General features: G+C 70.8%; 21 protein-coding genes, 9 tRNA genes and 3 pseudogenes. 18 read left to right on the top strand and 15 right to left on the bottom strand.

Annotated features, from left to right (window positions below):
- Positions 1-5: 5 nt before the first annotated feature.
- The 3 genes from ACWD5O_RS11185 (at position 6) to ACWD5O_RS11175 (ending at position 3442) form a co-directional block, all read left to right on the top strand.
- Entirely contained in the window at positions 6-416 is a 411-nt protein-coding gene (locus tag ACWD5O_RS11185) for a VOC family protein (protein ID WP_387322558.1), read from the top strand.
- A 3-nt stretch (positions 417-419) separates the two neighbouring features.
- Entirely contained in the window at positions 420-923 is a 504-nt protein-coding gene (locus ACWD5O_RS11180) for a pyridoxamine 5'-phosphate oxidase family protein (RefSeq protein WP_450085168.1), read from the top strand.
- Positions 924-1048: 125 nt separating this feature from the next.
- On the top strand, positions 1049-3442 hold the full coding sequence (locus ACWD5O_RS11175; protein ID WP_450085167.1) for an ATP-binding cassette domain-containing protein: 2394 nt from the start codon (positions 1049-1051) through the stop codon (positions 3440-3442).
- Positions 3443-3498: 56 nt separating this feature from the next.
- On the opposite strand, the gene ACWD5O_RS11170 is transcribed toward ACWD5O_RS11175, so the two are convergent.
- Positions 3499-4254: a helix-turn-helix domain-containing protein gene (locus ACWD5O_RS11170; RefSeq protein WP_450085166.1), complete on the bottom strand. Its 756-nt coding sequence runs from the start codon at positions 4252-4254 to the stop codon at positions 3499-3501.
- A gap of 223 nt (positions 4255-4477) precedes the next feature.
- Here ACWD5O_RS11170 and ACWD5O_RS11165 point away from each other — a divergent pair, with 223 nt between their 5' ends.
- The 3 genes from ACWD5O_RS11165 to ACWD5O_RS11155 are packed head-to-tail and all read left to right on the top strand — an operon-like array spanning position 4478 to position 6906.
- Positions 4478-5143, top strand: coding sequence for a DUF4097 family beta strand repeat-containing protein (locus ACWD5O_RS11165; protein WP_450085165.1), 666 nt, complete (start codon positions 4478-4480; stop codon positions 5141-5143).
- A gap of 12 nt (positions 5144-5155) precedes the next feature.
- The gene (locus ACWD5O_RS11160) at positions 5156-6118 is read left to right on the top strand and encodes an ATP-binding cassette domain-containing protein (RefSeq protein WP_354965149.1); all 963 of its coding nucleotides are present in this window, start codon (positions 5156-5158) and stop codon (positions 6116-6118) included.
- On the top strand, positions 6115-6906 hold the full coding sequence (locus tag ACWD5O_RS11155; protein WP_450085164.1) for an ABC transporter permease: 792 nt from the start codon (positions 6115-6117) through the stop codon (positions 6904-6906). Before ACWD5O_RS11160 ends, ACWD5O_RS11155 begins: the two co-directional genes overlap by 4 nt.
- A gap of 138 nt (positions 6907-7044) precedes the next feature.
- Here the strand turns inward: ACWD5O_RS11155 and ACWD5O_RS11150 are convergent, their stop codons facing one another.
- From ACWD5O_RS11150 to ACWD5O_RS11140, 3 genes are all read right to left on the bottom strand, one after another.
- On the bottom strand, positions 7045-8211 hold the full coding sequence (locus ACWD5O_RS11150) for an RNA polymerase sigma factor (protein ID WP_450085163.1): 1167 nt from the start codon (positions 8209-8211) through the stop codon (positions 7045-7047).
- Positions 8208-8618 (bottom strand): YciI family protein, encoded by a 411-nt coding sequence (locus tag ACWD5O_RS11145; RefSeq protein WP_450085162.1) that lies wholly within the window; start codon positions 8616-8618, stop codon positions 8208-8210. The genes ACWD5O_RS11150 and ACWD5O_RS11145 overlap by 4 nt, the downstream gene beginning before the upstream one ends.
- Positions 8619-8698: 80 nt before the next feature.
- Positions 8699-8890 (bottom strand): hypothetical protein, encoded by a 192-nt coding sequence (locus ACWD5O_RS11140; protein WP_450085161.1) that lies wholly within the window; start codon positions 8888-8890, stop codon positions 8699-8701.
- A gap of 575 nt (positions 8891-9465) precedes the next feature.
- Here ACWD5O_RS11140 and ACWD5O_RS11135 point away from each other — a divergent pair.
- The 3 genes and pseudogenes from ACWD5O_RS11135 to ACWD5O_RS11125 all read left to right on the top strand — a co-directional run.
- Positions 9466-9894 (top strand): annotated as a pseudogene (locus ACWD5O_RS11135) (hypothetical protein); the annotation flags it as partial.
- 9 nt (positions 9895-9903) lie between these two features.
- Positions 9904-10062, top strand: coding sequence for a hypothetical protein (locus ACWD5O_RS11130; RefSeq protein ID WP_450085297.1), 159 nt, complete (start codon positions 9904-9906; stop codon positions 10060-10062).
- Positions 10063-10064: 2 nt separating this feature from the next.
- Positions 10065-10193, top strand: coding sequence for a hypothetical protein (locus tag ACWD5O_RS11125; RefSeq protein WP_450085160.1), 129 nt, complete (start codon positions 10065-10067; stop codon positions 10191-10193).
- 443 nt (positions 10194-10636) lie between these two features.
- On the opposite strand, the gene ACWD5O_RS11120 is transcribed toward ACWD5O_RS11125, so the two are convergent.
- Complete coding sequence (locus ACWD5O_RS11120; RefSeq protein WP_354965146.1) at positions 10637-11611, bottom strand: helix-turn-helix domain-containing protein; 975 nt, start codon at positions 11609-11611, stop codon at positions 10637-10639.
- Positions 11612-12120: 509 nt separating this feature from the next.
- On the opposite strand from ACWD5O_RS11120, the gene ACWD5O_RS11115 reads away from it, so the two are divergent.
- The 3 genes and pseudogenes from ACWD5O_RS11115 to ACWD5O_RS11105 form a co-directional block, all read left to right on the top strand.
- The gene (locus ACWD5O_RS11115) at positions 12121-15162 is read left to right on the top strand and encodes a S8 family serine peptidase (protein WP_450085159.1); all 3042 of its coding nucleotides are present in this window, start codon (positions 12121-12123) and stop codon (positions 15160-15162) included.
- 188 nt (positions 15163-15350) lie between these two features.
- The gene (locus ACWD5O_RS11110; protein WP_450085158.1) at positions 15351-18674 is read left to right on the top strand and encodes a S8 family serine peptidase; all 3324 of its coding nucleotides are present in this window, start codon (positions 15351-15353) and stop codon (positions 18672-18674) included.
- Positions 18675-18797: 123 nt separating this feature from the next.
- A pseudogene (locus ACWD5O_RS11105) lies at positions 18798-18968 on the top strand (ABC transporter substrate-binding protein); the annotation flags it as partial.
- Positions 18969-19132: 164 nt separating this feature from the next.
- Here the strand turns inward: ACWD5O_RS11105 and ACWD5O_RS11100 are convergent.
- The 8 genes from ACWD5O_RS11100 to ACWD5O_RS11065 all read right to left on the bottom strand — a co-directional run bounded on the left by ACWD5O_RS11100 (position 19133) and on the right by ACWD5O_RS11065 (position 19897).
- Positions 19133-19207: transfer RNA gene (locus ACWD5O_RS11100), tRNA-Cys, on the bottom strand.
- A 3-nt stretch (positions 19208-19210) separates the two neighbouring features.
- Positions 19211-19281, bottom strand: a tRNA-Arg gene (locus ACWD5O_RS11095).
- A 135-nt stretch (positions 19282-19416) separates the two neighbouring features.
- Positions 19417-19491 (bottom strand) — tRNA-His (locus tag ACWD5O_RS11090).
- Positions 19492-19511: 20 nt separating this feature from the next.
- Positions 19512-19583 (bottom strand) — tRNA-Val (locus ACWD5O_RS11085).
- 1 nt (position 19584) lies between these two features.
- Positions 19585-19661, bottom strand: a tRNA-Asn gene (locus ACWD5O_RS11080).
- 5 nt (positions 19662-19666) lie between these two features.
- Positions 19667-19739 (bottom strand) — tRNA-Glu (locus tag ACWD5O_RS11075).
- Between the two features lie 5 nt (positions 19740-19744).
- Positions 19745-19817, bottom strand: a tRNA-Val gene (locus ACWD5O_RS11070).
- Between the two features lies 1 nt (position 19818).
- A tRNA-Met gene (locus ACWD5O_RS11065) sits at positions 19819-19897 on the bottom strand.
- A gap of 12 nt (positions 19898-19909) precedes the next feature.
- On the opposite strand from ACWD5O_RS11065, the gene ACWD5O_RS11060 reads away from it, so the two are divergent.
- The 4 genes from ACWD5O_RS11060 (at position 19910) to ACWD5O_RS11045 (ending at position 21301) form a co-directional block, all read left to right on the top strand.
- A tRNA-Ser gene (locus ACWD5O_RS11060) sits at positions 19910-19976 on the top strand.
- The gene (locus ACWD5O_RS11055; protein ID WP_450085293.1) at positions 19941-20657 is read left to right on the top strand and encodes a tyrosine-type recombinase/integrase; all 717 of its coding nucleotides are present in this window, start codon (positions 19941-19943) and stop codon (positions 20655-20657) included. Before ACWD5O_RS11060 ends, ACWD5O_RS11055 begins: the two co-directional genes overlap by 36 nt.
- A gap of 207 nt (positions 20658-20864) precedes the next feature.
- Positions 20865-21113 carry a hypothetical protein gene (locus ACWD5O_RS11050; RefSeq protein WP_450085157.1) on the top strand — a complete coding sequence of 83 codons (249 nt, stop codon included), beginning with the start codon at positions 20865-20867 and terminating at the stop codon, positions 21111-21113.
- Complete coding sequence (locus tag ACWD5O_RS11045; RefSeq protein WP_450085156.1) at positions 21113-21301, top strand: hypothetical protein; 189 nt, start codon at positions 21113-21115, stop codon at positions 21299-21301. Before ACWD5O_RS11050 ends, ACWD5O_RS11045 begins: the two co-directional genes overlap by 1 nt.
- Before the next feature lie 40 nt (positions 21302-21341).
- On the opposite strand, the gene ACWD5O_RS11040 is transcribed toward ACWD5O_RS11045, so the two are convergent.
- Together ACWD5O_RS11040 and ACWD5O_RS11035 are read right to left on the bottom strand one after the other, a co-directional pair.
- Entirely contained in the window at positions 21342-21992 is a 651-nt protein-coding gene (locus ACWD5O_RS11040) for a hypothetical protein (RefSeq protein WP_450085296.1), read from the bottom strand.
- Positions 21993-22423: 431 nt separating this feature from the next.
- Positions 22424-22642: pseudogene (locus ACWD5O_RS11035) on the bottom strand (DUF6817 domain-containing protein); the annotation flags it as partial.
- Between the two features lie 109 nt (positions 22643-22751).
- Here ACWD5O_RS11035 and ACWD5O_RS11030 point away from each other — a divergent pair.
- A complete protein-coding gene (locus tag ACWD5O_RS11030; RefSeq protein ID WP_450085155.1) occupies positions 22752-23483 on the top strand; it encodes a class I SAM-dependent methyltransferase in 732 nt (243 codons plus the stop codon).
- Positions 23484-23709: 226 nt separating this feature from the next.
- The gene (locus tag ACWD5O_RS11025; RefSeq protein WP_450085154.1) at positions 23710-24300 is read left to right on the top strand and encodes a hypothetical protein; all 591 of its coding nucleotides are present in this window, start codon (positions 23710-23712) and stop codon (positions 24298-24300) included.
- Positions 24301-24377: the final 77 nt, after the last annotated feature.

Genomic DNA, 24377 nt, shown 5'->3' with positions numbered 1-24377 from the left:
CCGCCATGGACATCACCATTCACTCGAGCTTCCTTCCGCACACCGACCCGGACGCCTCCCTGGCCTTCTACCGCGACATCCTCGGGTTCGAGATCCGCAACGACGTCGGCTACCAGGGCATGCGCTGGATCACGGTCGGCCCCGCCGGGCAGCCCGACACCTCCATCGTCCTGCACCCGCCGACCGCCAGCCCCGGCCTCACCGACGACGAGCGCCGCACCATCCTCGAGATGATGGCCAAGGGCAGCTTCTTCGGCGTCAACCTGGCCACCACCGACCTCGACGGCACCTTCGCCAAGCTGGAGGGCAGCGGCGCCGAGGTCGTCCAGGAGCCGACCGAGCAGCCGTACGGCGTCCGCGACTGCGCCTTGCGCGACCCCGCGGGCAACATGATCCGCATCCAAGAGCTGCGCTGAACCGTGGTCACCCCAGCCATCACCCACACCGACGGCACCGCCGTCGAGCCGCCCCGAAGCGCTGACCCCCGCCCTCGCGCCCAGCGTCGTCGCGACACCGAACACCGGCTCAGCCACGACATCGACGTCTGGGTGGCCAGCGCCTCGGCCGACGGCGCACCCCACCTGGTGCCGCTGTCCTTCCACTGGGACGGCGAGACCCTGCTCCTGGCCACGGCGGCCGACAGCCCAACCGGCCGGAACCTGGCGGCCACCCGGAGCGCCCGGCTGGCCCTGGGCGACACCCGCGACGTGTCGATGATCGAGGGCGACGTCGAGGTCCTCGAGATCGACACGCTGCCGCGGGAGCGAGCTGACCGGTTCGCCGCGCACACCGGTTTCGACCCGTGCGCGCTGACCACGTCGTACCGCTGGTTCCGGATCTCACCACGCCGCATCCAGGCGTGGCGCGAGGTGAACGAGATGCCCGGCCGTGAGCTGATGCGTGACGGCCGCTGGTTGGTCTGACCCCCGCGACGACGCGCCGGGTGGCCGGGACCACAGGGCCAGCACGGGCCGCATGGATACCGTGGTTCCCGCGGCGACGCCGACGGAGACCCCCAGCAGGCCCCGCCCCGACAGATGGAGACACGATGAGCAAGGCCACGAGGACGGACACGCGGTCGTCCGCGCCGCACATCGCCGACAGCCACGACCTGATCCGGGTGCACGGCGCGCGCGTGAACAACCTCAAGGACGTCAGCATCGAGATCCCGAAGCGCAGGCTGACCGTGTTCACCGGCGTCTCCGGCTCCGGCAAGAGCTCCCTGGTGTTCAGCACGATCGCCGCCGAGTCGCAGCGGATGATCAACGAAACCTACAGCGCCTTCCTGCAGGGCTTCATGCCGACGCTGGCGCGGCCCGAGGTCGACGTGCTCGACGGTCTGACGACCGCCATCATCGTCGACCAGCAGCGGATGGGAGGCGACGTCCGCTCCACCGTCGGCACCGCCACCGACGCCAACGCGATGCTGCGCATCCTCTTCAGCCGGCTCGGCAAGCCGCACATCGGCTCACCGCAGGCCTTCTCCTTCAACGTCGCCTCGATCAGCGGGGCGGGCGCGGTCAGCATGGAACGCGCCGGGCGGACCGTGAAGGAACGCCGCACCTTCACCATCACCGGCGGCATGTGTCCGCGCTGCGAAGGGCGCGGCTCGGTCTCCGACATCGACCTCACCCAGCTCTACGACGACTCCAAGTCCCTCGCCGAGGGCGCCTTCACCATCCCCGGCTGGAAGTCGGACAGCTTCTGGACCGTCCGGGTCTACGCCGAGTCGGGCTTCGTCGACCCGAACAAGCCGATCCGCGACTACACCAGCAAGGAACTCCACGACTTCCTCCACAAGGACCCGGTCAAGGTGAAGGTCGACGGCGTCAACCTCACCTACGAAGGACTGATCCCCAAGATTCAGAAGTCGTTCCTGTCCAAGGACAAGGAAGCGCTGCAGCCACACATCCGAGCGTTCGTCGAGCGGGCCGTCACCTTCACCACCTGCCCCGAGTGCGACGGCACCCGCCTCAGTGCGGCGGCGCGCTCCTCGACGATCGACGGAATCAACATCGCCGACGCCTGCGCGATGCAGATCAGCGACCTCGCCGACTGGGTCAGCAGCCTCAACGAGCCGTCGGTGGCGCCGCTGCTCGCCGCGCTGCGCCACACCCTCGACTCGTTCGTCGAGATCGGGCTGGGCTACCTCTCGCTCGACCGGCCGTCGGGCACCCTGTCCGGTGGCGAGGCGCAGCGCACCAAGATGATCCGCCACCTCGGCTCCTCACTGACCGACGTCACCTACGTCTTCGACGAGCCCACCATCGGCCTGCACCCCCACGACATCCAGCGGATGAACGACCTGCTGCTGCGGTTGCGCGACAAGGGCAACACGGTCCTGGTCGTGGAACACAAGCCGGAGGCGATCGCGATCGCCGACCACGTCGTCGACCTGGGCCCCGGCGCCGGCACGGCGGGCGGCACCATCTGCTTCGAGGGCACCATCGACGGACTGCGCGCCAGCGACACCGTCACCGGCCGCCACCTCGACGACCGGGTCGCCCTCAAGGACACCGTACGAAAGCCCACCGGCACGCTGGAGATCCGCGGCGCGACCGCCCACAACCTGCGCGACATCGACGTCGACATTCCACTCGGGGTGCTCTGCGTGGTCACCGGCGTGGCGGGCTCCGGCAAGAGCTCCCTCGTGCACGGCTCGATCCCCGCCGGCGAGGGCGTCGTCTCTGTCGACCAGGGCGCGATCCGCGGCTCGCGGCGGAGCAACCCGGCGACGTACACCGGGCTGCTGGACCCGATCCGCAAGGCCTTCGCGAAGGCCAACGGCGTGAAACCCGCGCTGTTCAGCGCCAACTCCGAGGGCGCCTGCCCCACCTGCAACGGCGCCGGCGTCATCTACACCGACCTGGCGATGATGGCCGGCGTCGCCACCACCTGCGAAGAGTGCGAAGGCAAGCGGTTCCAGGCCTCGGTACTGGAATACCACCTCGGCGGCCGCGACATCAGCGAGGTGCTCGCCATGTCGGTGACCGAGGCCGAGGAGTTCTTCGGCTCCGGCGAGGCGCGCACCCCCGCCGCGCACGCCATCCTCGAACGCCTCGCCGACGTCGGCCTCGGCTATCTCAGCCTCGGCCAGCCGCTCACCACCCTGTCCGGCGGCGAGCGGCAGCGGCTCAAGCTGGCCACCCACATGGCCGAGAAGGGCGGCGTCTACGTCCTGGACGAGCCGACCACCGGCCTGCACCTCGCCGACGTCGAGCACCTGCTCGGCCTGCTCGACCGGCTCGTCGACTCCGGCAAGTCGGTCATTGTCGTCGAGCACCACCAGGCGGTCATGGCGCACGCCGACTGGATCATCGACCTCGGCCCCGGCGCCGGCCACGACGGCGGCCGGATCGTCTTCGAGGGCACCCCCGCCGACCTCGTCGCCGCCCGCTCCACCCTCACCGGCCAGCACCTCGCGGCCTACGTCGGCGCCTGACCGAGCTGTCTCATCCGCGCCGGCTCGGGGGAGTGCCCCCGGACCGGCGCGGCTGTCTATTCGCGACCTGAACCCGGCGCGGCGGTCTCGCCCGAGGCCGCCGGGGGTTTCGTGTAGAGGATCTCCCGGGCCTGCTCCGCGGCGCGGCTGATGCTCTCGGCGATGAAGTCGACGAAGCGGGCGATGCTCTCCAGGCGCGCGGCGGCCGGGGTGTCGGGGCCGAGGACGCTGACGCCCTGCCGTGCGACCTCGGCGAGCTGGGCGTTGGCTCGGGCGCCGGCGATCGTGCCCTGGTAGAAGACGTCGTCGTCGACGACGTAACGCTCCCGGCGGCGGTCATCGCGTTCCCGGCGGATGAGGCCCTGACTCTCGAGGAACGTGATCGCCTTGGAGATCGACGCCGGGCTGACCTGGACGCGCTGGACGAGTTCGGACGCGGTGAGGCTGCCCGCGTCTGCGGTGTAGAGGCAGGTCAACACCCGGGACATCATCTTGGGCAGGCCCTGCTGCATGAGCAGGGTGGTGAACATCTCCTCGTACTCGCGTACGGCCTCGGCGTCGCGTCCGTGCGCCTGCGAGGGTGCCTGCGGCCCTGGGGGAGCGGCCTGCCTGCGCCGGTGCGCGCGGCGTTCGGTGGCGCGGTGGGCCAGGTCGGCGCGGTACGCGGTGGGGCCGCCGTTGCGCATCACCTCCCGCGTGATCGTCGAGGTGGGACGGTCCAGACGCCGGGCGATCTCGGCGTACGCGAGCCCGTCGGCCAGCCCCAACGCGATCTGCTGACGTTCGTGCTGGCTGAGCCTGCCTCCCGGCATCGCGATCTCCCTTCACGCTTCCCTGACACCACCAGCATAGCGTTCACTCCGACTCCAATGCAACGCTGAGGGCGAGCGACGTTGCGTTAGGTTCAGAACTGTTGCAACGAAAACGGGGCTGTCACCTGCCCATATGCCGATTGTGCGCAACGATCATGTTGTCTGATCCTTGAACGCAACGTAGCGTTTACGGTGTCAGAAACAAGCGCAGGAGGAGAGCACGATGCAGAAGTTCGACACCCCCACCCCGATCGCCACCGTCCTCGACATCCCCGCGGGGCGCGTCCAGTTCATCGCCGCCGACCGGGCCGACACCACGGTCGAGGTCCGGCCCGCGGACGCCTCGAAGAGCCGCGACGTCAAGGTGGCGGAGCAGACCAAGGTCGAATACAGCGACGGCGTCCTGCGGATCACCGCCTCGGCGAAGAACCAGATCCTCGGCCACTCCGGATCCATCGAGGTGACCGTCCAACTGCCCGCCGACTCCCGGGTCACGGCGAAGGCGGCCAGCGCGGAATTCCGGGCCGTCGGACGGTTCGGCGACGTCGCCTTCGACGGCGCGCACGCCGAGATCAAGATCGATGAGGCCGCCAGCGTCCGCCTCACCACCGCCGCCGGTGACGTCTCGGTCGGCCGCCTCACCGGACCGGGGGAGATCAGCACCGTCAAGGGCGACATCCGGATCACCGAGGCCGTACGCGGCACCGTCGTGCTGCGTACCCAGGCCGGCAACCTGTCGGTCGACGCCGCCCACGGCGTTTCCGCCTCCCTCGACGCCGGCACCACCCTCGGCCGGATCCACAACTCCCTCCGGAACACCGAGGGCACCGCCGACCTGACCATCCACGCGACCACCACCCACGGCGACATCGTCGCCCGCAGCCTCTGAGGAGCACCCACCATGACCAACCTGGCGATCGCGGCGCACGGCCTACGCAAGTCCTACGGCGACAAGGTCGTCCTCGACGGCGTCGATCTGACCGTCCCCGAAGGAACGATCTTCTCCCTGCTCGGCCCGAACGGCGCCGGCAAGACCACCGCCGTCAAGATCCTCTCCACCCTCATTTCCCCCGACCCGGCCTCCGGCGCCATCCGCGTCGGCGGCCACGATCGCGCCACCGACCCCCAGGCGGTCCGCGCCGCGATCGGCGTCACCGGCCAGTTCTCCGCCGTCGACAACCTGATCACCGGCGAGGAGAACATGCTCCTCATGAGCGACCTGCACCACCTGCCCAAGCGCGAAGGCCACCGCGCAGCCGCAGAGCTGTTGGAACGCTTCGACCTCACCGACGCCGCGAAGAAGCCCGCCTCCACCTACTCCGGCGGCATGAAGCGCCGCCTCGACCTCGCCATGACCCTGGTCGGCAACCCACGGATCATCTTCCTCGACGAGCCCACCACCGGCCTCGACCCCCGCAGTCGCCACAACATGTGGCAGATCATCCGCGAACTCGTCTCCGACGGCGTCACCGTCTTCCTCACCACCCAGTACCTGGAAGAGGCCGACGAACTCGCCGACCGCATCGCCGTGCTCAACGACGGAAAGATCGCCGCCGAGGGCACCGCCAAGGAGCTCAAACGGCTCATCCCCGGCGGGCACGTCCGGCTCCGCTTCACCGACCCGGCCTCGTACCAGTCCGCCGCCCTCGCGCTGCACGACGCCACCCGCGACGACGAGTCCCTCGCGCTGCAGATCCCCAGCGACGGCAGCCAGCGCGAACTCCGCTCCATCCTCGACCGGCTGGACTCGGCCGCCATCGAGACCGACGAGCTGACCGTGCACACCCCCGACCTCGACGACGTGTTCTTCGCCCTGACCGGCGGCACCAACATCCCCCACCAGCCCAAGGAGACCGTCCGATGAGCACCCTCACCCTCGCCGTACGCGACTCGTCCACGATGCTGCGCCGCAACATCCTGCACGCCCGGCGCTACCCGTCCCTCACCCTCAACCTGCTGCTCACCCCGATCATGCTGCTGTTGCTCTTCGTCTACGTCTTCGGCGACACGATGGGCTCAGGCATCAGCGGCGGCGGCGCGGACCGCTCCGACTACATCGCGTACATCGTCCCGGGCCTCCTGCTGATGACCATCGGCAGCACCGTGATCGGCACCGCGGTGTCCGTCTCCAACGACATGACCGAAGGCATCATCGCCCGCTTCCGCACCATGGCGATCCACCGCGGTTCGGTGCTCGTCGGGCACGTCGTCGGCAGCGTGCTGCAGTCGGTCATGAGCGTGGTCCTCGTCGGCGCCGTCGCCGTGGCCATCGGCTTCCGCTCCACGGACGCCAGCGTCCTGGAATGGCTCGCGGCACTCGGGCTGCTCGCGCTCTTCGCCACGGCCCTCACCTGGATCGCGGTCGGCATGGGTCTGGTCAGCCCCAACGCCGAGGCCGCCAGCAACAACGCGATGCCGCTGATCCTGCTGCCGCTCCTGTCCAGCGCCTTCGTCCCGGTCGACGCCATGCCCGGCTGGCTCCGGCCGATCGCCGAGTACCAGCCGTTCACGCCCTCCATCGAGACCCTGCGCGGCCTGCTGCTCGGCAGCGAGATCGGCCACAACGGGTGGCTCGCGGTCGCCTGGTGCCTGGCTCTGGCAGTACTCGGCTACTTCTGGTCGACCTCCACGTTCAACCGCGACCCGAAGTAACCCCGTGACAGCGCGGGCCGCGTCCCGCAGCTCGTCCCGCCCACGGGCGGCGTACCCCGACACCACGTCGGCGTACGCCGCCCCGTCGGCGTTCCCGGCCCCTGGCCGGATCCGCTTCGCGGCCCGCAAGCCAGATCCTCACTCACTCCCGCCCGCCGCCCGACTGCGCAACCGCGCGTTGAGCCGTGCGGCCTGCCGCGTGAGGTGGTCCCGTTCGGCGAGATTGGGCGCTGACCGGGCAGCTTCGGCGTAGAGCCGCGCCGCGGTGACCGCGTCACCGTCCCGCTCGTGCAGGTACGCCGCGGCGGCGGCATAGCGGGGGAGGGAGGAATCAAGCTCCGCCAGGGCGGCCAGTCCGGCCCGCGCCCCGTCGGCCTCGCCGACCGCGACGGCGCGATTGAGCCGAGCCACCGGATTGTCGGTGAACCGCAGCAGCTCGTCGTACCACTCGACGATCTGCACCCAGTCGATCTCCTCAGCCGTGCGTGCGTCGGCGTGCAGCGCGGCGATGGCGGCCTGCGCCTGGAACTCGCCCAACCGGTCACGGCCGAGGGCCGCCTGGAGCACCTCGACGCCCTCGGCGATCAGGCGGGTGTCGCACAGGCTGCGGTCCTGCTCGCCGAGGGGCACGAGACGGCCGTCCGTACGGATCCGCGCCGAGCGCCGCGCGTGGTGGAGCAGCATGAGCGCCAACAGGCCCGCGACCTCCTCATGGCTGGTCCTGGCCGCCAGTTGACGGGTGAGCCGGATCGCCTCGGCGGCGAGGTCGACATCGCCGGAGTAGCCCTCGTTGAAGACCAGGTAGAGCACCCGCAGCACCGTGGCGACGTCACCGGCCTGGTCGAACCGAACACCGGAGACGGTCCGCTTGGCCCTGCTGATCCGCTGGGCCATGGTCGCCTCCGGCACAAGGTACGCCTGCGCGATCTGCCGCGTGGTCAGACCGCCAACCGCACGCAGCGTGAGCGCGACGGCCGACGCCGGCGTCAAGGAGGGGTGCGCGCACAGAAAATACAGCTGGAGCGTGTCGTCCACCGCCTCGACCGGTCCGGGCATCGGCTCGACCTCGACGCGTACCTCACGCCGCCGCCGGGAGGCATCGGCACGGGCCGCATCGAGGAACTTGCGCCAGGCCACAGTGACCAACCAGCCCCTGAGGTCCCGCTGCGGATCGTCCGGCCACACACGCACGGCTTCGACCAGGGCATCCTGCACGGCATCCTCAGCCGACGCGAAGTCGGCTCCGCGCCGGACGAGGACACCGATCACCGCGGGTACGAGGTCCCGCAGCAGCGCCGCGTTCACTCGGTGACCGTGGGCGACCCGCCCAGAAACGGCCGAACCTCCAACCATTCGTAGATCGGCTTACCACCGGGCCCGGGAGCCGCCGACAGCTCTCCCGCCAGCTGAACCGCCCGGTCCCACGACTCCACGTCGATGATGTACCACCCGGCGATCAGGTCCTTGGTCTCGACGAACGGCCCGTCGGTCACCGGTGGCCGCCCCTCGCCGCCGTATCGCACGAACGCGCCGGCGGGCGCCAACGCCTGGGTGTCGACGAACTCGCCCGTCTCCTCCAGCCGAGCCGCGAAGTCGCGCATGAACTGCACGTGCGCGTCGACCTCGTCCGGCGTCCACTGATCCATCGGCGCCGACTCCCTGGCGGGAGCCGGGCCACCCCGGTAGTGCTTGAGCAGCAGGTACTTGGCCATCATTGTTCTCCTTACGCGTACGGCCCATTGTGGCCGTGTGCAATCGGGGAGGGAGCGGTGATCCACCCACCGCGCGCCGCTCAGGCGTGCCGACGCTCCTCCCGCTGTCGGACCAGCTCCTCGACCGCGCTGGGCAGGGTCGTCTCGAAGTCGATGAGCTTGGCCCAGGTCGGGGTCACGACGATCCGGACCATGCCGTCGTGGTAGAGCGAACGCACCTCCGCCTCCCACTCGACCCGCTGCTCGGGCGTCATCTCGTACGTGCAGGGCAACCATCGGATTGTTACGTAGGGCCGGAAGCTTCGGCGCGTTCTGCACCGCCGGGACCAGGTTGTTGCGCCGCAGAATCGGTACATGCCCCCGGACCGCGGCGCACTCACGCTGCCGCTCCCGGGTCGCGTGCCGCGCGCACCAGCCGGGCCGGTGCACATGACGATCTCCGAGCCGTTCCAGGTGAAACCGATCGGGACATTGCGGGGTGTGCCATCCTTGGCGACGTACGCCAAACGGGTCAGGTCGCGGGCCAACAGCTCCTGGCTGATCGGTCGGACGCCGAGGATTCCGACGTGCAACTGGCCTGGGCGCGCTGGGAATCAACCGGCAACGGACCGCCGCCGAATGCACGAGCACCGGAGACGCAGTGGCGTTGCCGGGTGCCCCTGGGTGAGCTGCGTAGCCTGACGAAGCGGGCCGCGGTGTGGCGCTTGGATCAGGGTCACGGTGCCTGGACACGGGTCACCGACGGATCACCGGCGCGCCCTGGTGAGGTGCTCGTGACCGCGCCTGAGGCGGGCGGCTACGACCCGGAGGTGGGACTCGATCCGTCGAGCAGACGCGTCGTGCCGGAATGCCCGGCCATGCCAGTCCGTCCCGATCCGGCGCTCGGCACCGATCCGGCATCCGGTGGCGAAGAGGCGTACGAGCAGGAAGCGAACAGCACCATGCAGCCGGGCTGGTTGTCTCTGGACCAACACAGCGAGGAAGTGCGCGACCAGGCGCGGGCTTTGATCGACGCGCTTCAGCCCGCGCTTCCCGAGGAGCTACGCGAGGCCGTCGTCGTCGCCGGGGTCACCTGCACGACCTCGGCAAAGCGCACCCCGCTTGGCAGGACGCGCTCTGCGCACTCGCGGACGACGGTGATCGCCAACGGGTCGAAGCCGGACGGCCGTGGGCCAAGTCCGGCAGCCCACGATCCCTGAGCTTCCCCCGCGGTCAGGCGTTCCGGCACGAACTGGCCTCGCTGGTCCTGCTCGACGGGCCGCTGCGGAGCCTGCTCGATCAGGTGGTGGAGCCCGACCTCGTCCGCTACCTGGTGCTCGCCCACCACGGTCGGCTCCGTATCCAGGTTCGGGGTCCGGACGACACGGACAACAAGACCCTCCTCGGACTCCGCGACGGGGAGATGGCCGCTATCCCTCCGCTGGTCAGCCCGCGTCCGAGCTGACTGTGGAACTCGAGCAGTTCAGCCTCGGCGGACGGCGGTCGTGGACGCGTACCGCACTGGCGCTGCGTGACCGGCTCGGGCCGTTCGTCCTGGCCTACAGCGAGTTGGCCTACCCACGCTGGTCGCAGTGAATCGCGGTCGGCAAGGTGATCGGCACAGGATGCTCTTCGACAACGGGGGAAACCCACCATGATCACCCGCCTGCTCCGTCGCTCGGCGTACGCCCTCGGCGCCCTCGCGCTCGCCGGCGTGGCGGCCGGCTCGCTCGGCACCGGCCCGCTGCACGCGATCTGCTGACGACGGCACCTCCAGAACCGGGGGGCCGGGGTGAGAGGAAGGGATCTCGCCCCGGCCCCCGCTTCCGTCTATCCCAACCGGCGCAGCCCGGTGACGCTGGCGGCCAGAGCCCAACTCCCGATCGCCGGCGACGAACTTCCCTAGAACGCCGAGTGGCTGTGGAGCGACCGGTTGGGCGAGGGCACGCCGCAGGAGACCTTCGACTTCCTGTACGCGCAGCCGCTCGACGCCGGCTACTGGAGTCCAACAGCCGGACGGTGGAGTCACCGCACGACACTCACGCCTCGGGCAGCCAGCCACGCTCCCGGGCACGCCAGCCCAACTGCAGGCGCGACTGCGCCCCCGCCGTCTCCATCAGGTGCTGCACCCGGCGAACGACGGTACGCCGGCTCATCCCGAGGCGCGCACCCGCCGTCTCGTCGGTCATCCCGGCAACCAGCAGCGACAGCAACTTGCGGTCCTCATCCGAGATCTCGCCCCGCGCGGTAACCTCACCGGCGCCCGACAGGCCCAAGGGACTCGCTGTCGACCACACGCCCTCGAAGAGTGCGACGAGCGCGTCGAGCAGCGCGCACGGGTGGACGAGCACCGCCGCATCCTGCGCCGCATCCGTCAATACCAGAGGGAGCAGGGCCAGCGTGCGATCTGCGACGGCGAGCTTTGTCGGCACGCTGGGCGCGAGGCGCGCTATCTCGCCATTGCGGACGTGCTCCCCGGCCGCCGCCAGGGTGGCCGGATCGGCGAGCGCGTCGATGGTGTAGACGACGCGGTAGGTGATTTCCCGCCCGCGCTCCATCTGTACGCGGTTGACCTGCTCGGCCGCGGCGTACGGCGGCGCGACCAGCATCCGCATCGTTGCCTTCGCGACACGCTGTACCCGGTCGAAGGCACGCTGCACGCTTGCTTGCCCTTGGACGATCTCGATGAGTTCACCGGTACGCCGTCCGGCGGTACGGTCGCGGGTCTGGGCCGCCAGCGCGTGCGCCGCCTCGCGGACCCGGTCCAGCTCGGCGTGCTGGCGCTGGATCAACTGCTCGATCGCCTCGTCTGGCGGAACCGGCACGACCAGGCCGTGCGGCGGTGGCGTGCGGTGCACCATTCCTTTGCGGTGCAGGCCGGCCACCGCCCGGCTGATCTGCGTGGTGGGCCGTCCGGTGCGTCTGGCCAGCTGATCCACGGTGGCGCTGCCCTGCCGCAGCAGCCCAAGGTAGGCCGACTCCTCGGCGGTGGTGAGTCCGGCGGGCTCGAGCATGCGTGGGCCTCCCATCGAGCGGCGGTGTGGGACGGGACCGGTGGCGAGGCCGGCGGTTGTGTGATCGGCGTGGCGCACCTGAGTCACGGCTCATCTGCGCCCCTGAGTGATCTAGCCCCGGGTGGTGCCAAGTGTGACACTCGGCCGAGCTCGATTCCACGATCATCCGGGAGACCGCGGTCGGGAGGAGGGCCCTGTCGTGAGGTCGCTACAGGGTCAAGAGCGGCCATTTGAAGAAGGGGTCCATGTCTGTGCATCCTTCCCGGCCACACCGGCGTACTGCCCTGACGGCGGTATCCGGTGCCCTCATGGTGGGGCTCGCGGCTCTGGCGGCCGTGCCTCCGCCACCGGCGCTCGCCTCGCCGCAACCTGCCACCGATCCTGGCCCCGCGCAGCAGCGTGCCGAACACCACACGATCACCCTTGTCACCGGCGATACAGTGGCCGTCACTCGTGGACCGAAGGGCATCATTTCGTACAGCGTCACCCCGGGCCCTGGCCGCCAGGACGTGACGTTCCTGACCCGATCGGCCAGCGACGGCGCCGTCTCGGTAATCCCCTCCGACGCGCTGAACCTGCTCTCCGCCAACCAACTGGACCCCCAACTGTTCGACCTGGGCGCGCTGATCGACAGCGCGCCCGACGACGGTGGCGAACTGCCGCTGATCGCGCAGTACGCCAAGGCGACCACGGCCGGGCCCTCCAACCGGGTGCGGGGCGTGCTCGCCGACGGTGCCCGGACCACTCTCGCCCTGCCCCGGCTCGGGCTGAACGCGTTGCGCGTCCCCCCGAACAACACCGGACGCATGTGGCGTGCAGTCACCGGTGGAGAGAAAGCGGCCCAGCGTCTGCGCGGTGGCCTCGGCAAGCTCTGGCTGGACCGCAGGATGAAGGTCTCGCTGGAGCGCAGTGTGCCCCAGATCGGCGCCCCGACTGCCTGGCAGGCGGGGCTCACCGGGACCGGTGTCACCGTGGCCGTTCTTGACACTGGCTACGACATCGACCACCCCGACCTCAAGGACGTGGTCGTCGCGTCCGCCGACTTCGTCGGCGAGGGCACGGTAGACGACCACGTCGGGCACGGCACCCACGTGTCCTCGACCATCGCGGGCAGCGGAGTGGCCTCGAACGGGCTGCGCAAGGGCGTGGCGCCCGGCGCGAAGCTGGCCGAGGGCAAAGTTTGCTCCGAAGAAGGCTGCCCCTGGTCGGCGATCCTCGCCGGGATGCACTGGGCGGCCAACGAGGTGCATGCGAAGGTCATCAACATGAGCCTCGGCGGGCTCGACTCCGCTGGTATCGACCCACTCGAGGCCGCGGTGAACGACCTGTCGGCCCAGACCGGAGCCCTCTTCGTCATTTCGGCGGGCAACAACGGCTGCAGGTATGGCGCCCGCCCGGTCGGCTCGCCCAGCACCGCTGACGCGGCGCTGAGCGTGGCCGCGGTCGACCGGACCGACTTCATCGCCGACTTCTCCAGCTGCGGTCCACGCATGCTCGACGACGCGCTGAAGCCGGAGATCAGTGCGCCAGGAGTGGGCATCGTCGCGGCCGTCCCCGGCGGGGGCTACGGGTCCTTCAGCGGTACGTCGATGGCCGCCCCGCACGTCACCGGCGCGGCGGCGATCCTGGCCCAGCAGCATCCCGACTGGACCGGAGAGCAGCTGAAGGCCGGCCTGATGAGCAGCGCCTCCGAGCCCCGCTGGGAGAGCATGCCATCGCCCCGGTACGGGTCCGGCCGTGTCGACGTGGCGCGGGCGGTCGCCGCTCAGGTCACGCCGAGCGTCGGTGGTCTGAACATCAACCAGCCCTGGCCGCGTCCCACAGCGGGCGTCACCCGCACGGTCAGCTATCGCAACGTCGGGACTGAGCCGGTCGTCCTCGATCTGGCCGTCTCGTCGATCCCGGCCGCGCTGGTCACGCTGAGCACCCAGCGGTTGACGGTGCCCGCCGGAGGCAGCGCCTCGGTGACGCTCACCGTCGGCAGCGAGGGCGAGGCAGAGGCGTACCACCTCGGCGCCCTCACCGCCACCGTCGACGGCGCCCCGGTGGCCCGGACCGCGCTGACCTACCACCAGGACGCGCGGTACGACGTGTCGGTGGAGCTGGTCAACCGGCTCGGCGCGCCCGCCGAGGGCAGTGTGGCTGCGGTGAACGGCGACACCGGCGCGGTGACGTACTTGACGGTCAATGGGGGCACGGCACGGGGGATGCTTCCCACCGGCCGGCACTACCTGCTGACCACGGTGTTCCCGGGCGGGCCGGAGGACATCGCCTTCACCTACGGGATCGTGCCGGTCACGGTCACCGACGATACGGCCGTCCTGCCGGTACGGGTCGACGCCCGCCGCGGCAGGCAGGTCCGGCTCGAGGTCTCCGACCGCTCGGCCGAGCATGTCGTCACGTCCGTGGACCTGACCCTCGACGTGGCCGGCACCCGGATGGCGCACGGCGGCTCCTTCGGCGTGCAGGGCGCGAGCTACGTGCTCCCGGTCGAGGATCCGGCCGTCACCTATGGCGCCCGGGCGGTCTTCGACAAGAAGGGTTCGAGCGAGCAGTCGCCGAGCCCCTACCACTACCGGATCGCCGACACCCGCGCCGGCATCCCCACCGACCCGGTACGCACCGTGGCCAGGGAGGACCTCGCCCGGGTCGTCATGGACTTCAAGGCTCCCGGCGTCGCCTCCAGCGGATCCGCCGCCGTCGGCATGATCACCGACGACAGCCTTCCCACGCTCACTGTCGAAGGGCCGGCCGACTTCCCGTCGAAGGTGATCGACTACCGGGCGCCGGGGCGGTACGAGAGCGAGATCCGCATCGGCGACAACTGGATCACGGCACCGGCCCGAACCGTCAGCCTGGCTGAACCCGGCCGGGAGACCTGGAACAACGCGCTCCTCGGGCCGACGCTGGACAGCACCACCGGGCTGAACGGAGACGGCTTCATGTCGATCCCCGACATCCCGTGGTTCGTCGACGCCGAGACGCACGACTTCGCGTACACCCCCGCGTCCGGCACCCTGACGCTGAAGCGGGAGGGGGAGCAGGTCGCGCAGTGGCAGGCCGGCCAGTGGGGCTACGCCTACGGGCTGCCCGTGGAGAAGGCCACGTACACCCTGCAGGCGAGCGTCACCCGGTCAGTGCCGTTCGCCACCCTGTCCAGCCGGATCGACGCCGAGTGGCGGTTCACCACGGCAGGCACCACGGAGTGGCTGGCCAATCCGCTCATGGTGCCCCGACTGGCAGCCGTCGGCCTCGACGAGTACAACCGGGCCGCCGGCAAGGCACCCACCAAGGTGCTGATCGGCGTCAGCGGCCAGCCCGCCGGCGGCGTCCCGGCCACCCGGGTCACCCGGGTGGAGGCGTCCTTCGACGAGGGCGGCACCTGGAAGTCGCTGAAGGTCACCGCTGGGCCGGACGGGACGCTGGGCAAGGTGATGGTCCCCAACCCGCCCGCGGCGGGCCACGTCGCGCTGCGCGTCACGCTGACCGACCGGGACGGCAACCAGGTCACGCAGACCGTCCACCGCCCCTACGAGGTGCGGCCCCGGTAACCGAGCGAGGCCGGGCCCGAGCGGCTGCAGCCGCTCGGGCCCGGCCTTCTTTCCGACCCTTCCAAAATGGACGGCTGCACTGGTCTTGTCTTCGGCAGGCGCGGCCGCCCCTCAACCCCGGGAGCGAAATGCCCAGACGAATTCGGTCGCTGTTGGCGACCATCACAGTGGTTGCGACGCTGCAAGCGGTGCCGGGAACCCCGGCGCTGGCCGACCCGACCCCAGACCTCACCACCCCGAACCCCGCCACCGCGGCCCCGGCCGGCAGCGGTGAGACGCACATCGTCACGCTGCTCACCGGCGACGTGGTGACCGTCGAGGCCACCGGGTCCGGCTGCCCCCGGGTCCGCGTGCAGCCCGTCGACCCGGCCGGTGTGATTCGGCGCAGCTGCGGTGCCGACGGGCACCTGAAGGTCATCCCGGCGAAGGTGGCGGCTCAGGTCGGCACCGTGCTCGACCCGGACCTGTTCGACGTGACCACGCTGATCGCGGATGGCTACGACGACGAGAGCACCAGCGAGCTGCCGGTGATCGTGCAGCCCGCCGAGAACCAGCGGACGACGGCGCTCGCCGACGTCCGGCCACTGTCGAGCATCGGTGCGGTCGCCGGGGCCCTGCCGAAGCAGACCGCGGCCACCGCCAGGGCGGCCACAGTCTCCCTGCTCACCGGTGCGCGCAAGGTCTGGCTCGACCGGAAGGTGCACGCGACCGGGATCGTCGCCGGCAACCACGGCGGCGAGAAGCCCGGCGGCTCCACCGGTCAACTCGACCACAACATCAGCCAGGTCTCCGCGCCACAGGCCTGGCAGGCCGGCTACACCGGCAAGGGCGCCCGGGTCGCCGTGCTCGACACCGGCGCCGACTTCAGCCACCCCGACCTGGCCGGCCAGGTCGTCGAGCGCGCCGACTTCGTCACCCCGGGCGGCGACGCGGTCGACCACAACGGGCACGGCACCCACGTCGCGACCACCATCGCCGGCACCGGGGCCGCCTCGCACGGCCAGCGTCGCGGCATCGCGCCCGATGCGCGCCTGGTCATCGGGAAGGTCCTCGACGACTTCGGCTCCGGGTTCGACTCCGACATCATCACCGGCATGGAGTGGGCCGCGGCCCGGGCCGACGTGATCAACATGAGCCTGGGCGGCGCCATGCCGGACGACGGCACCGACCCGATGGCGGTCGCCGTCGACAACCTGACGGAGCAGACCGGTGCCCTCTTCGTCATCGCCGCCGGCAACAGCGGCGGCGCGATCGCGTCCCCCGGCTCGGCCGGGCGCGCGCTGACCGTCGGCGCGGTCGACTCCGACGACGAGCGGGCCGGCTTCTCCAGCCGGGGACCGCTGATCAACACCTGGGCGGCGAAGCCGGAGCTTGTCGCCCCGGGTGTCGACATCGTCGCCGGCCGCGCCGCCGGGACGACGCTCGGCACGCCGTTCGACGAGTACCACACCACGCTCTCCGGCACCTCCATGGCCGCCCCGCACGCCGCGGGGGCCGCCGCGCTGCTCGCCCAGCGCCACCCCGACTGGACCGCGGACCGGCTCAAGGCCGGGCTCGTCGGCGCCGCCGACCCGCTGCCCGACGCCGAGCCGTACACCGTCGGCGCCGGCCGGCTCAACGCGGTGCGGGCGCTCACCGGTCCGGTGAGCGACCAGCCGGTGGTCAACCTCGGCACCTTCAGCTACCCGCAGTCTGGCACCCACGAGGTGCGGCTGAGCTGGACCGGCGACCGGACCCCGGCGGCCGTCCCGCTCGACCTCGCGGTCACGGTCGTCAACCACGACGGGACCATCGCGCCCCGCCGGGCCGCGAAGCTGTCGGCCACCCGGGTGACGCTCAAGCGCGGCGTGCCCGGCACGGCGACGCTGCGGCTCGACCGCGCGGCGCTGGCCGGCTCGCCCGGGTACTACCTCGCCACGGTCACCGCCCGCACGCCAAACCACGCGCTGGTGGCGACCACGCCGGTCGCCTTCTACGTGGAGCCGCGCAGCTACGACCTGACGATCCAGACCCGTCCCGTGCCGGGCGCCCCGGTGAACGGGTACAGCGCCGTCGGGGTGGAGGTGACCAACCTCGCCGACCCGCTGCTCTACGCCGGCGGGGCGTTCTTCACCCCCGGCAAGTCGGCCACGCTGCGGGTCCCGGCCGGCCGCTACCAGGTCACCGCCGGGTTCAGCACGTACGACGACGAGACCGGGGCGCAGACGGGCGCGTTCGTCGGGGACAGCGACCTCGCCGTCGACGGCACCCGGACGGTCGTCCTCGACCCGACGCAGGTCAAGCCGATGACCGCGACCGTGCCCGGGAAGCCCACCCAGGCCCTCGCGAGCGACTTCCTGTACGTGCAGACGGCCGTAAACGGTCTCTCCTGGTGGCAGGCCATCGCCGCGTGGGGTGACTCGGCCACCGTCGCGGTCGGCCCGGTGACGCTACCCAGCGTCGGGTCGCTGCGGATGTACGGCGGCTGGGGGCTGGACTCGCCGGCGGGCACGGCCGCGCCGTACCACTACGACCTGGCTCACGAGTACACCGAGGGAGTGCCGGCCGACCCCACCTACCGGGTCACCGCCGCCGAGCAGGCCCGGCTCGCCCGGATCGACCAGCGGTTCAACCAGCTGGACCTGGCCGGGATGGTGACCTCGACGCGCCGCGCCGGCTTCACCCTCGACGGGTTCTACCTGACTCAGAACCCCACCTACGACCTGCCGGCGACGCGTACCGACTACGTCTCGCCGGGGTTCCTCTGGCAGGACACCGGGACCTACGGCGGGCTCCCGGCCCAGGAGGCGCCCCGGGACTACGCCCCGGGTAGCCGGCAGACCAAGATCTGGGCGCGGCAGCCGCTGCGCTCCGACTGGTTCGACGACCCGGCCGGTGGGGAGTACAGCTGCGCCGGCGCGCCGTGGCGGACCAGCGGCAACCTGCACGTCGACCTAGCCATGCTCGTCGACCAGCACCAGCGGGCCGACTGCCTGCAGCCCGGCGCGGTCGGCATCACGCGAACGCTGGCGCTGTACCGGGACGGCCAGCTCGTCGACGAGCGCAACACCGCCCGGACCGACTTCAGCGTGCCGGCGAAGGCGGCGGACTACCGGCTCACCTTCGACGTCGACACCAGCCGGATTCTGCCGTTCTCGACCCACGTCAACACCGCGTGGACCTTCCGGTCGGCCGGCTCGGCCGGCACGGCGCGCAGCGCCCTGCCGCTCCTGTCGGTCGACTACGCCCTGCCACTGGACCCGGCGAACCACCCCACCGGCGGCCCGGCCACGTTCACGGTCCGGCAGGCCCAGGGGGCGCCGGCCCAGCGGGTGACGACGTTCCAGGTCTGGACCTCGACCGACGACGGCGTGACCTGGCAGCCGACCACGGTCGACCGGGACCGGGACGGCTACCACGCCGCGCTGCCGACCGTGACGGGCGGGCAGGCGGTCTCGTTGCGGGTGAAGGCCACCGCCGACGGCGGCAGCGGCATCGAGCAGACGATCATCCGGGCGTACCGCGCCGGCTGACCGTCCCGATCCGCCGTACCTCCACCGAGGCGCGGCCCGGTGCCGACCGGGTCGCGCCTCGGCGCGTTTCAGGCGGCTGGCTCAGGACGAGAGGGCCGCGTCGGCGAGGAACTCCCGCTCGGGTTGAAGCTGCTGACCTACGACCCGGCGGAGGACGCTTTGGCTGTCGATTTCACGGCCGGCGCTGCGGAGATCAAGAGCTTCGGGGCGGACGCTGTGCTGATCATCGGCTTCAGCGAATCAGCCACGGTGATCCGCGCGCTGGCGGACGCGGGCGTGCTGCTGCGGCATTGAGCCACTGAACCTCCAACGGAGAGCGGCCGCACCGGATGGCCGGTGCGGCCGCTCTCGTCTCCGCCGCTTCGTCGCGGCCATCGACACTGACCTCCCCCCGCGCAGCCGCTCTCCGCGGACGCGGCCAAGGGCCAGGTGCCGGAGATCCACAGCGGATGACTGTTTGGAGGCCGAAGCCGGACTCGAACCGGCGTACAACGGTTTTGCGGACCGCCCCCTGACCACTCGGGCATTCGACCGTGTGCCCCCGGCTGGAATCGAACCAGCGGCCCCGGCGCTCGGAACGCCGTGCTCTATCCGCTGAGCGGTGGGCGTGCCGCCGCCCACGACGCGCGTGCTGGCCGGCGGGGTGCCGGCCCGTCCGGCGGGCGGTAGCCCGACACGGACTCGTCTACGGTGGGCGTTGCCCCCCGCGAATCTCCCCCACGATCGCGGGGGCCCATCATGTTGGGGTGACTGGCGGGACTCACACCCGCGACCTTCCGGGCCACAACCGGACGCTCTGTTCCTGAGCTACAGCCACAACTACGGCCTGATGGCCCGTGCCCGCACCAGGGATTGAACCTGGGACCTACGCCGTGTGAAGACGCCGCTCTCCCTCTGAGCTATACGGGCTTGGCTCCGGCGGCAGGAATCGAACCTGCACCTGGACGGATTAACAATCCGTTGCCCTGCCGATTGGGCGACGCCGGAATGAGTGAAGCCGACGGGGATCGAACCCGCACACACCGGATTGAAAGCCCGGGGACCTGCCAATTAGTCGACGGCTCCATGCGTGCCCAAAGACGGAATTGAACCGCCGGCCTCCGCTGTGTCATAGCGGCGCTCTACCAGCTGAGCTATTCGGGCTTGGTAGCGGGGGCGGGATTCGAACCCGCGTTCTCCGGCTTATGAGGCCGGCGAGGACGAACGAACTCCTCTACCCCGCAAGTACGCCGTCAGGGAATCGAACCCCGGACACTCCGATTAAAAATCGGAAGGTCGGCGGTTCGACCCCGCCCCTGCCCACATAGCCTTTCGCCGGGCCGCCAGGACTGGCTGACCACCGACCCCGGCCGGCGCCTGGAACGCCGCAAGATCACCCGAACCCGGGACAAGGCCATCCCGCGCGCCCGGCTCGACCGGCTGTTCACCGACGACCGCAACCCGCTACGCGAGCGGGTGCTGTGGCGGATGCTCTACGAGACCTGCGCCCGCGCCGAGGAGATCCTCGGCCTCGACGTGCCCGACCTCGACATGGAGTTCCGCCGCGCCCTGGTCACCGAGAAGGGCGGCGACCGCGCCTACGTGCACTGCGAGACCCCGACCGCCCGCCTGCTGGCCGGCCGCGCCGCCGGGCCGGTGTTCCTCGCCGACCGGCGCGCTCCCGCCGCCGGGCGTCGCGTGCCGGCCCTGGTCGACGTCTGCCCGGACACCGGCCGCGGGCGGCTGTCCTACCCGCGAGCCGAGTACCTGTTCAAGCAGGCCTCCCAACTCCACGACCCGCACGGTGCCGGGTACACCCTGCACCAGCTGCGGCACAGCGGGCTGACCCATCTGGCCGCCAAGGGCCGCAGCGCCGCCGAGCTGCAGGCCAAGTCCCGCCACCGGCACCTGGCCACCCTCGGTATCTACGTCCGGCTCGGCGAGGAGACCTCCGCCCGCATCACCGCCGAGAACGACGAGCATCACCGTCGGCACCGGCGCTGACCGCGTCCCACGTATCGGGATCACGAAAAACGGCCGAAGAGGCTGCCCAGAAACCTCAGCTTGAGGAACTGACCCAGGTGAGGGCATAGATCAACTGCTTACCGTTGTTTTTGGTCTGGAAACTACGGGCGGTCCGACGAGGAAGAGCCACCCCAGCCGCGGCGGCGACGTCGGCGAGGGGCAGACAGTGACGAGCGAGAATCCGAGGTGGAGAAGATCCGCGACCCCGCGGAGCGGACGATCCGAGCCGGTGAGCGGATCGGCGCCCGGCAGAAGGGAATCGCCAACCTGTCCCGGATCCGACGGGAGGCGATGGACGAGATGGTCGCCGCCGGGCTGAACCACAGCCAGATCGCCGACCGGACCGGGCTAACCCGGCAGCGAGTCGGGCAACTGCTCGCCACGCCGCCGGCGGATCCGACTCCGGCGCCGGAAGACCAGCGCCCTCCGGAGTGATGCCGGGCGGGGGAGAGCCGGACGAGCCGCCGCTCCTCGCCAGCGGCGAGCCACCGGGCGTCGTGGCGTTCGAGGTGTCGACCGCGCGGCGGGTCGGCGCGCAGCTGCGGTACGGCGGCTGGCCGCAGCTCGACGAGATTCGGTACGCGGTCCGGATGCTGCAGCGGCCCGGGCTACTCGAGCGGTGAAGGCTCCAGCCCGTTGGCCGCCCGGAGCACCCGCAGGACCTCAGCTCAGCTTCCACTCAGCCGGTTGACCCTGGTTGCGCCGCCCCTCGTACACCGCCGCGGACGGCTTGCCCTTCGCGGGCACCGTGAAGACAATCCACCCCTTAACGCACCGGCCCGGCTTGAGGGTCTTCACGGCGTACGGGTACTCGGCAGACACGACGCCGGACCAGCGGCCGCTGGTGACCGTGCCGTCCGGCAATTCCAGCGACCAGGCAGCGACGTTCACCTGCTGCGGCTCGTTCGCGCTGGCCAGGTTGCAGGTATTCACCTCGAGCCCACCGAGCGCCTCATCCTTCTTCACGCCAGAACCGCCGTCACCGATCGGCTGCTTGTACCGCAGCACCCTGGTGGTCATGGTGTTGTCCGCGAACGTAAAGGTCTCACCGAAGGCGAGCATGCCGTCCTGGCTTGGGCGGAGCGACGGCGATGCCGTCGGCGTCGACGAGGCGGCGGCCGCCGACGTGGCCGCGAGGGTGCCGCTGGTCGCAACGGGCTTCTCAGACCCACCGCTGCATCCGGCAAGCACGGTGACCAGGACGAAAGCAGCCAGCGTAATGGTCGGCGCGGGCCATGGCGGGACCGTAGCAGTCGCCGACCAGCCGGCGGGGCGGTTCGGCAAACGCCCCGCGACGCGACCGGCCGCCGGCACAGCCCCACCAAGAACTGAGGTGGCACGGCCGGGCGCGGCGGGTGGAGGATCGCCGATAGGGGCGAGCCGGGCGAGGGGGAGAGGACGGCAGAGCCGGCCGGACCGCCGGGCGTGATTGTCTTTGAGGTGGCACCGCGCGGCGGATCGGCGCGCAGCTGCGCTACGGCGGCGGGCCGCAGCTCGACGAGATCCGGTACGCGGTACCCGCCGTACTTGTCCACGTTCGAAGGATCTTGCTCGATGACGTCCAGCTCGTTGACGATCCTGAGATCCACAAAGGGTCGCATCTGGCCGGGGCTCAGGTGCCACGTCTGGTCGGTGAAGCGGTCGACGACCTCACCGGTCATCGCCAGCTTTCGCCAGGTCCGCCTGCGGTCGCATGCCCCGTACAGGTAGACCAAGGCCTCAGCGTCGTCGCCGATGAGGTTTCGGAGCGCTGCTCGACCGGTCCGGTCGAGCAGCGTCACATCGAAGCCGTCCGTGCCGTAGACGGCATGCGCGAGACCGGCCAGTTGCACATCAACGCCACACCCCAGCTCAGCGAGACGGTCGTGCCGGCACAAGTGGGAGTAGAGAGTGCCGCCGGGGTGCTGGATCGTCTCGGCTCCACGCTGCCGTAGCCAGCGCCGCGCATCCGAGTCCGCGCCCATGGCCCGACCGTACGTAAGCCGCGTCCGACGGGCAGCCCTTCAGCGTGGGCGGTTCGTCACACCGCTGCACCCTTGCTTGCTCGGGCGCACAGGCGGTTGGGTCAACGGCATGGCTCGAATCGCATACGACAACGCGGACGCCGCAGCGTTCGAGGCGACCCGTCACCTCACCGACGACGGGCTCTCGGCCTGGCGGGAGGCGGTGACCCGGCACCTCGATCCCCGTGCAGACATGCGGGTGCTCGACCTGGGCTCAGGCACCGGCATGTGGGCGAAAGCCTTCACTGCCTGGTACGACCGCATCGAGGTCATCGCGGTCGAGCCCTCCGAGGCGATGCGCGCCCGCTCGGTGTACCAGCCTGTCGCGCCTGGCGACGCCGAGCGCATCCCGCTCGACGACGGCAGCGTCGACGCCGCCTGGCTCTCCACGGTCATCCACCACGTGCCGGACCTGACCCGCATGGCCCGAGAACTGCGCCGGGTACTGCGCCCCGGCGGCCGAGTGCTGATCCGCTCCGCGTTCGCCGGCCGACACCAGGCGATCACCCTGTTCCGCTACTTTCCCGAAGCCATCCGCGTGCTCGACACATACCCCAGCATCGCCGACGTCGAATCCGCCTTCGTCGACGCCGGATTCGCCACAGCGGCCATCGAGCAGATCCCTCAGATCACCGCCCCATCGCTACGGGAGGCGGCCACCACACTGCGACGGGAAGGGCACACTCTGCTTCAACTGATCACCGACGACGAGTACGCCGCCGGAGTCAAGCGACTCCACGAAGCCGCCCAGGTCGAAACCGGGCCCGTGACCGATGCACTGGACCTTCTGGTACTGCGCTGAACGTCAGTAGTTCTGCCGAAAGCCCCGAAGCGAGGCGGCGCGGCGGCGCATCCGTGAGTCGGTGCCGGCGTCGACGCGGCGAGCGTACGGCGGCGACTGGCGGCGGTTCACGCTCTGGTGCACCGAGAACCAGCGGTCGCACCTGCCGGCCACCGCGGCGACCCTGGCCGAGTACGTCTGACACCTCGCCGACCACGGCAAGGCCGCCTCCACCATCGAGCGCGCCATGGCGGCCATCGCGGTCGCCCACGTCAGCGCCGACCGCCAGCCGCCCAGCGCCGGACCGGCCCGCGCGGTGCTGCGCTGGCACCGCGCCGAACTCGCCGAGGGCGGTCGAGGAGTACGCAAGGCCAAGGCGGTGACGATCACGGCGCTGCGGGCGATGGTCGACACTCTCGACGTCGCCACCCTGGCCGACCTGCGCGACCGGGCGCTCATTGTGGTCGGTTTCGCGTTGGGCGCCCGTCGCAGCGAACTCGCGGCGCTGAACATCGCCGACCTCACCTTCACCGACGACGGTTTGCAGGTCGCCATCCGACGCTCCAAGACCGACAAGGAGTCCGTGGGCCGCAGCACCGCCCTGCCCTACACCCCCCGACCGGCCACCTGCCCGGTCCGCACGATGCAGGCGTGGCTGGACGCCCTGGCCGCCCGCGGGCAGACGTCCGGACTGGTGTTTCGTCGTATCGACCGGCACGGCAACCTCGGCCGGGCGCCGCACGGCCGCGGCGAGGCGAACGGCCGGATCACCGGCCAGGCCGTCGCGATCATCGTCCGGCGCACCGTGCTGCGCGCTGGCCTAGGCCGTGTTTCATAGCGGGGGCTGGCGGTCGACCTTGATCAGGGTTGTGGCGTGTCGGTGATCGATACGCAGTGAGGTCTCCGGTAGATGGT

It is taken from the genome of Micromonospora sp. NPDC005161, from assembly GCF_053599855.1.
This window is presented reverse-complemented; position numbering and strand designations above follow the sequence as displayed.

Bases quoted from the DNA above. Each gene is read 5' to 3' on its own strand.
- ACWD5O_RS11185 (WP_387322558.1), top strand. From the start codon at position 6: ATGGACATCACCATTCACTCGAGCTTCCTTCCGCACACCGACCCGGAC.
- ACWD5O_RS11175 (WP_450085167.1), top strand. From the start codon at position 1,049: ATGAGCAAGGCCACGAGGACGGACACGCGGTCGTCCGCGCCGCACATC.
- ACWD5O_RS11170 (WP_450085166.1), bottom strand. From the start codon at position 4,254: ATGCCGGGAGGCAGGCTCAGCCAGCACGAACGTCAGCAGATCGCGTTG.
- ACWD5O_RS11165 (WP_450085165.1), top strand. From the start codon at position 4,478: ATGCAGAAGTTCGACACCCCCACCCCGATCGCCACCGTCCTCGACATC.
- ACWD5O_RS11160 (WP_354965149.1), top strand. From the start codon at position 5,156: ATGACCAACCTGGCGATCGCGGCGCACGGCCTACGCAAGTCCTACGGC.
- ACWD5O_RS11155 (WP_450085164.1), top strand. From the start codon at position 6,115: ATGAGCACCCTCACCCTCGCCGTACGCGACTCGTCCACGATGCTGCGC.
- ACWD5O_RS11145 (WP_450085162.1), bottom strand. From the start codon at position 8,618: ATGGCCAAGTACCTGCTGCTCAAGCACTACCGGGGTGGCCCGGCTCCC.
- ACWD5O_RS11120 (WP_354965146.1), bottom strand. From the start codon at position 11,611: ATGCTCGAGCCCGCCGGACTCACCACCGCCGAGGAGTCGGCCTACCTT.
- ACWD5O_RS11045 (WP_450085156.1), top strand. From the start codon at position 21,113: ATGCCGGGCGGGGGAGAGCCGGACGAGCCGCCGCTCCTCGCCAGCGGC.
- ACWD5O_RS11030 (WP_450085155.1), top strand. From the start codon at position 22,752: ATGGCTCGAATCGCATACGACAACGCGGACGCCGCAGCGTTCGAGGCG.
- ACWD5O_RS11025 (WP_450085154.1), top strand. From the start codon at position 23,710: ATGGCGGCCATCGCGGTCGCCCACGTCAGCGCCGACCGCCAGCCGCCC.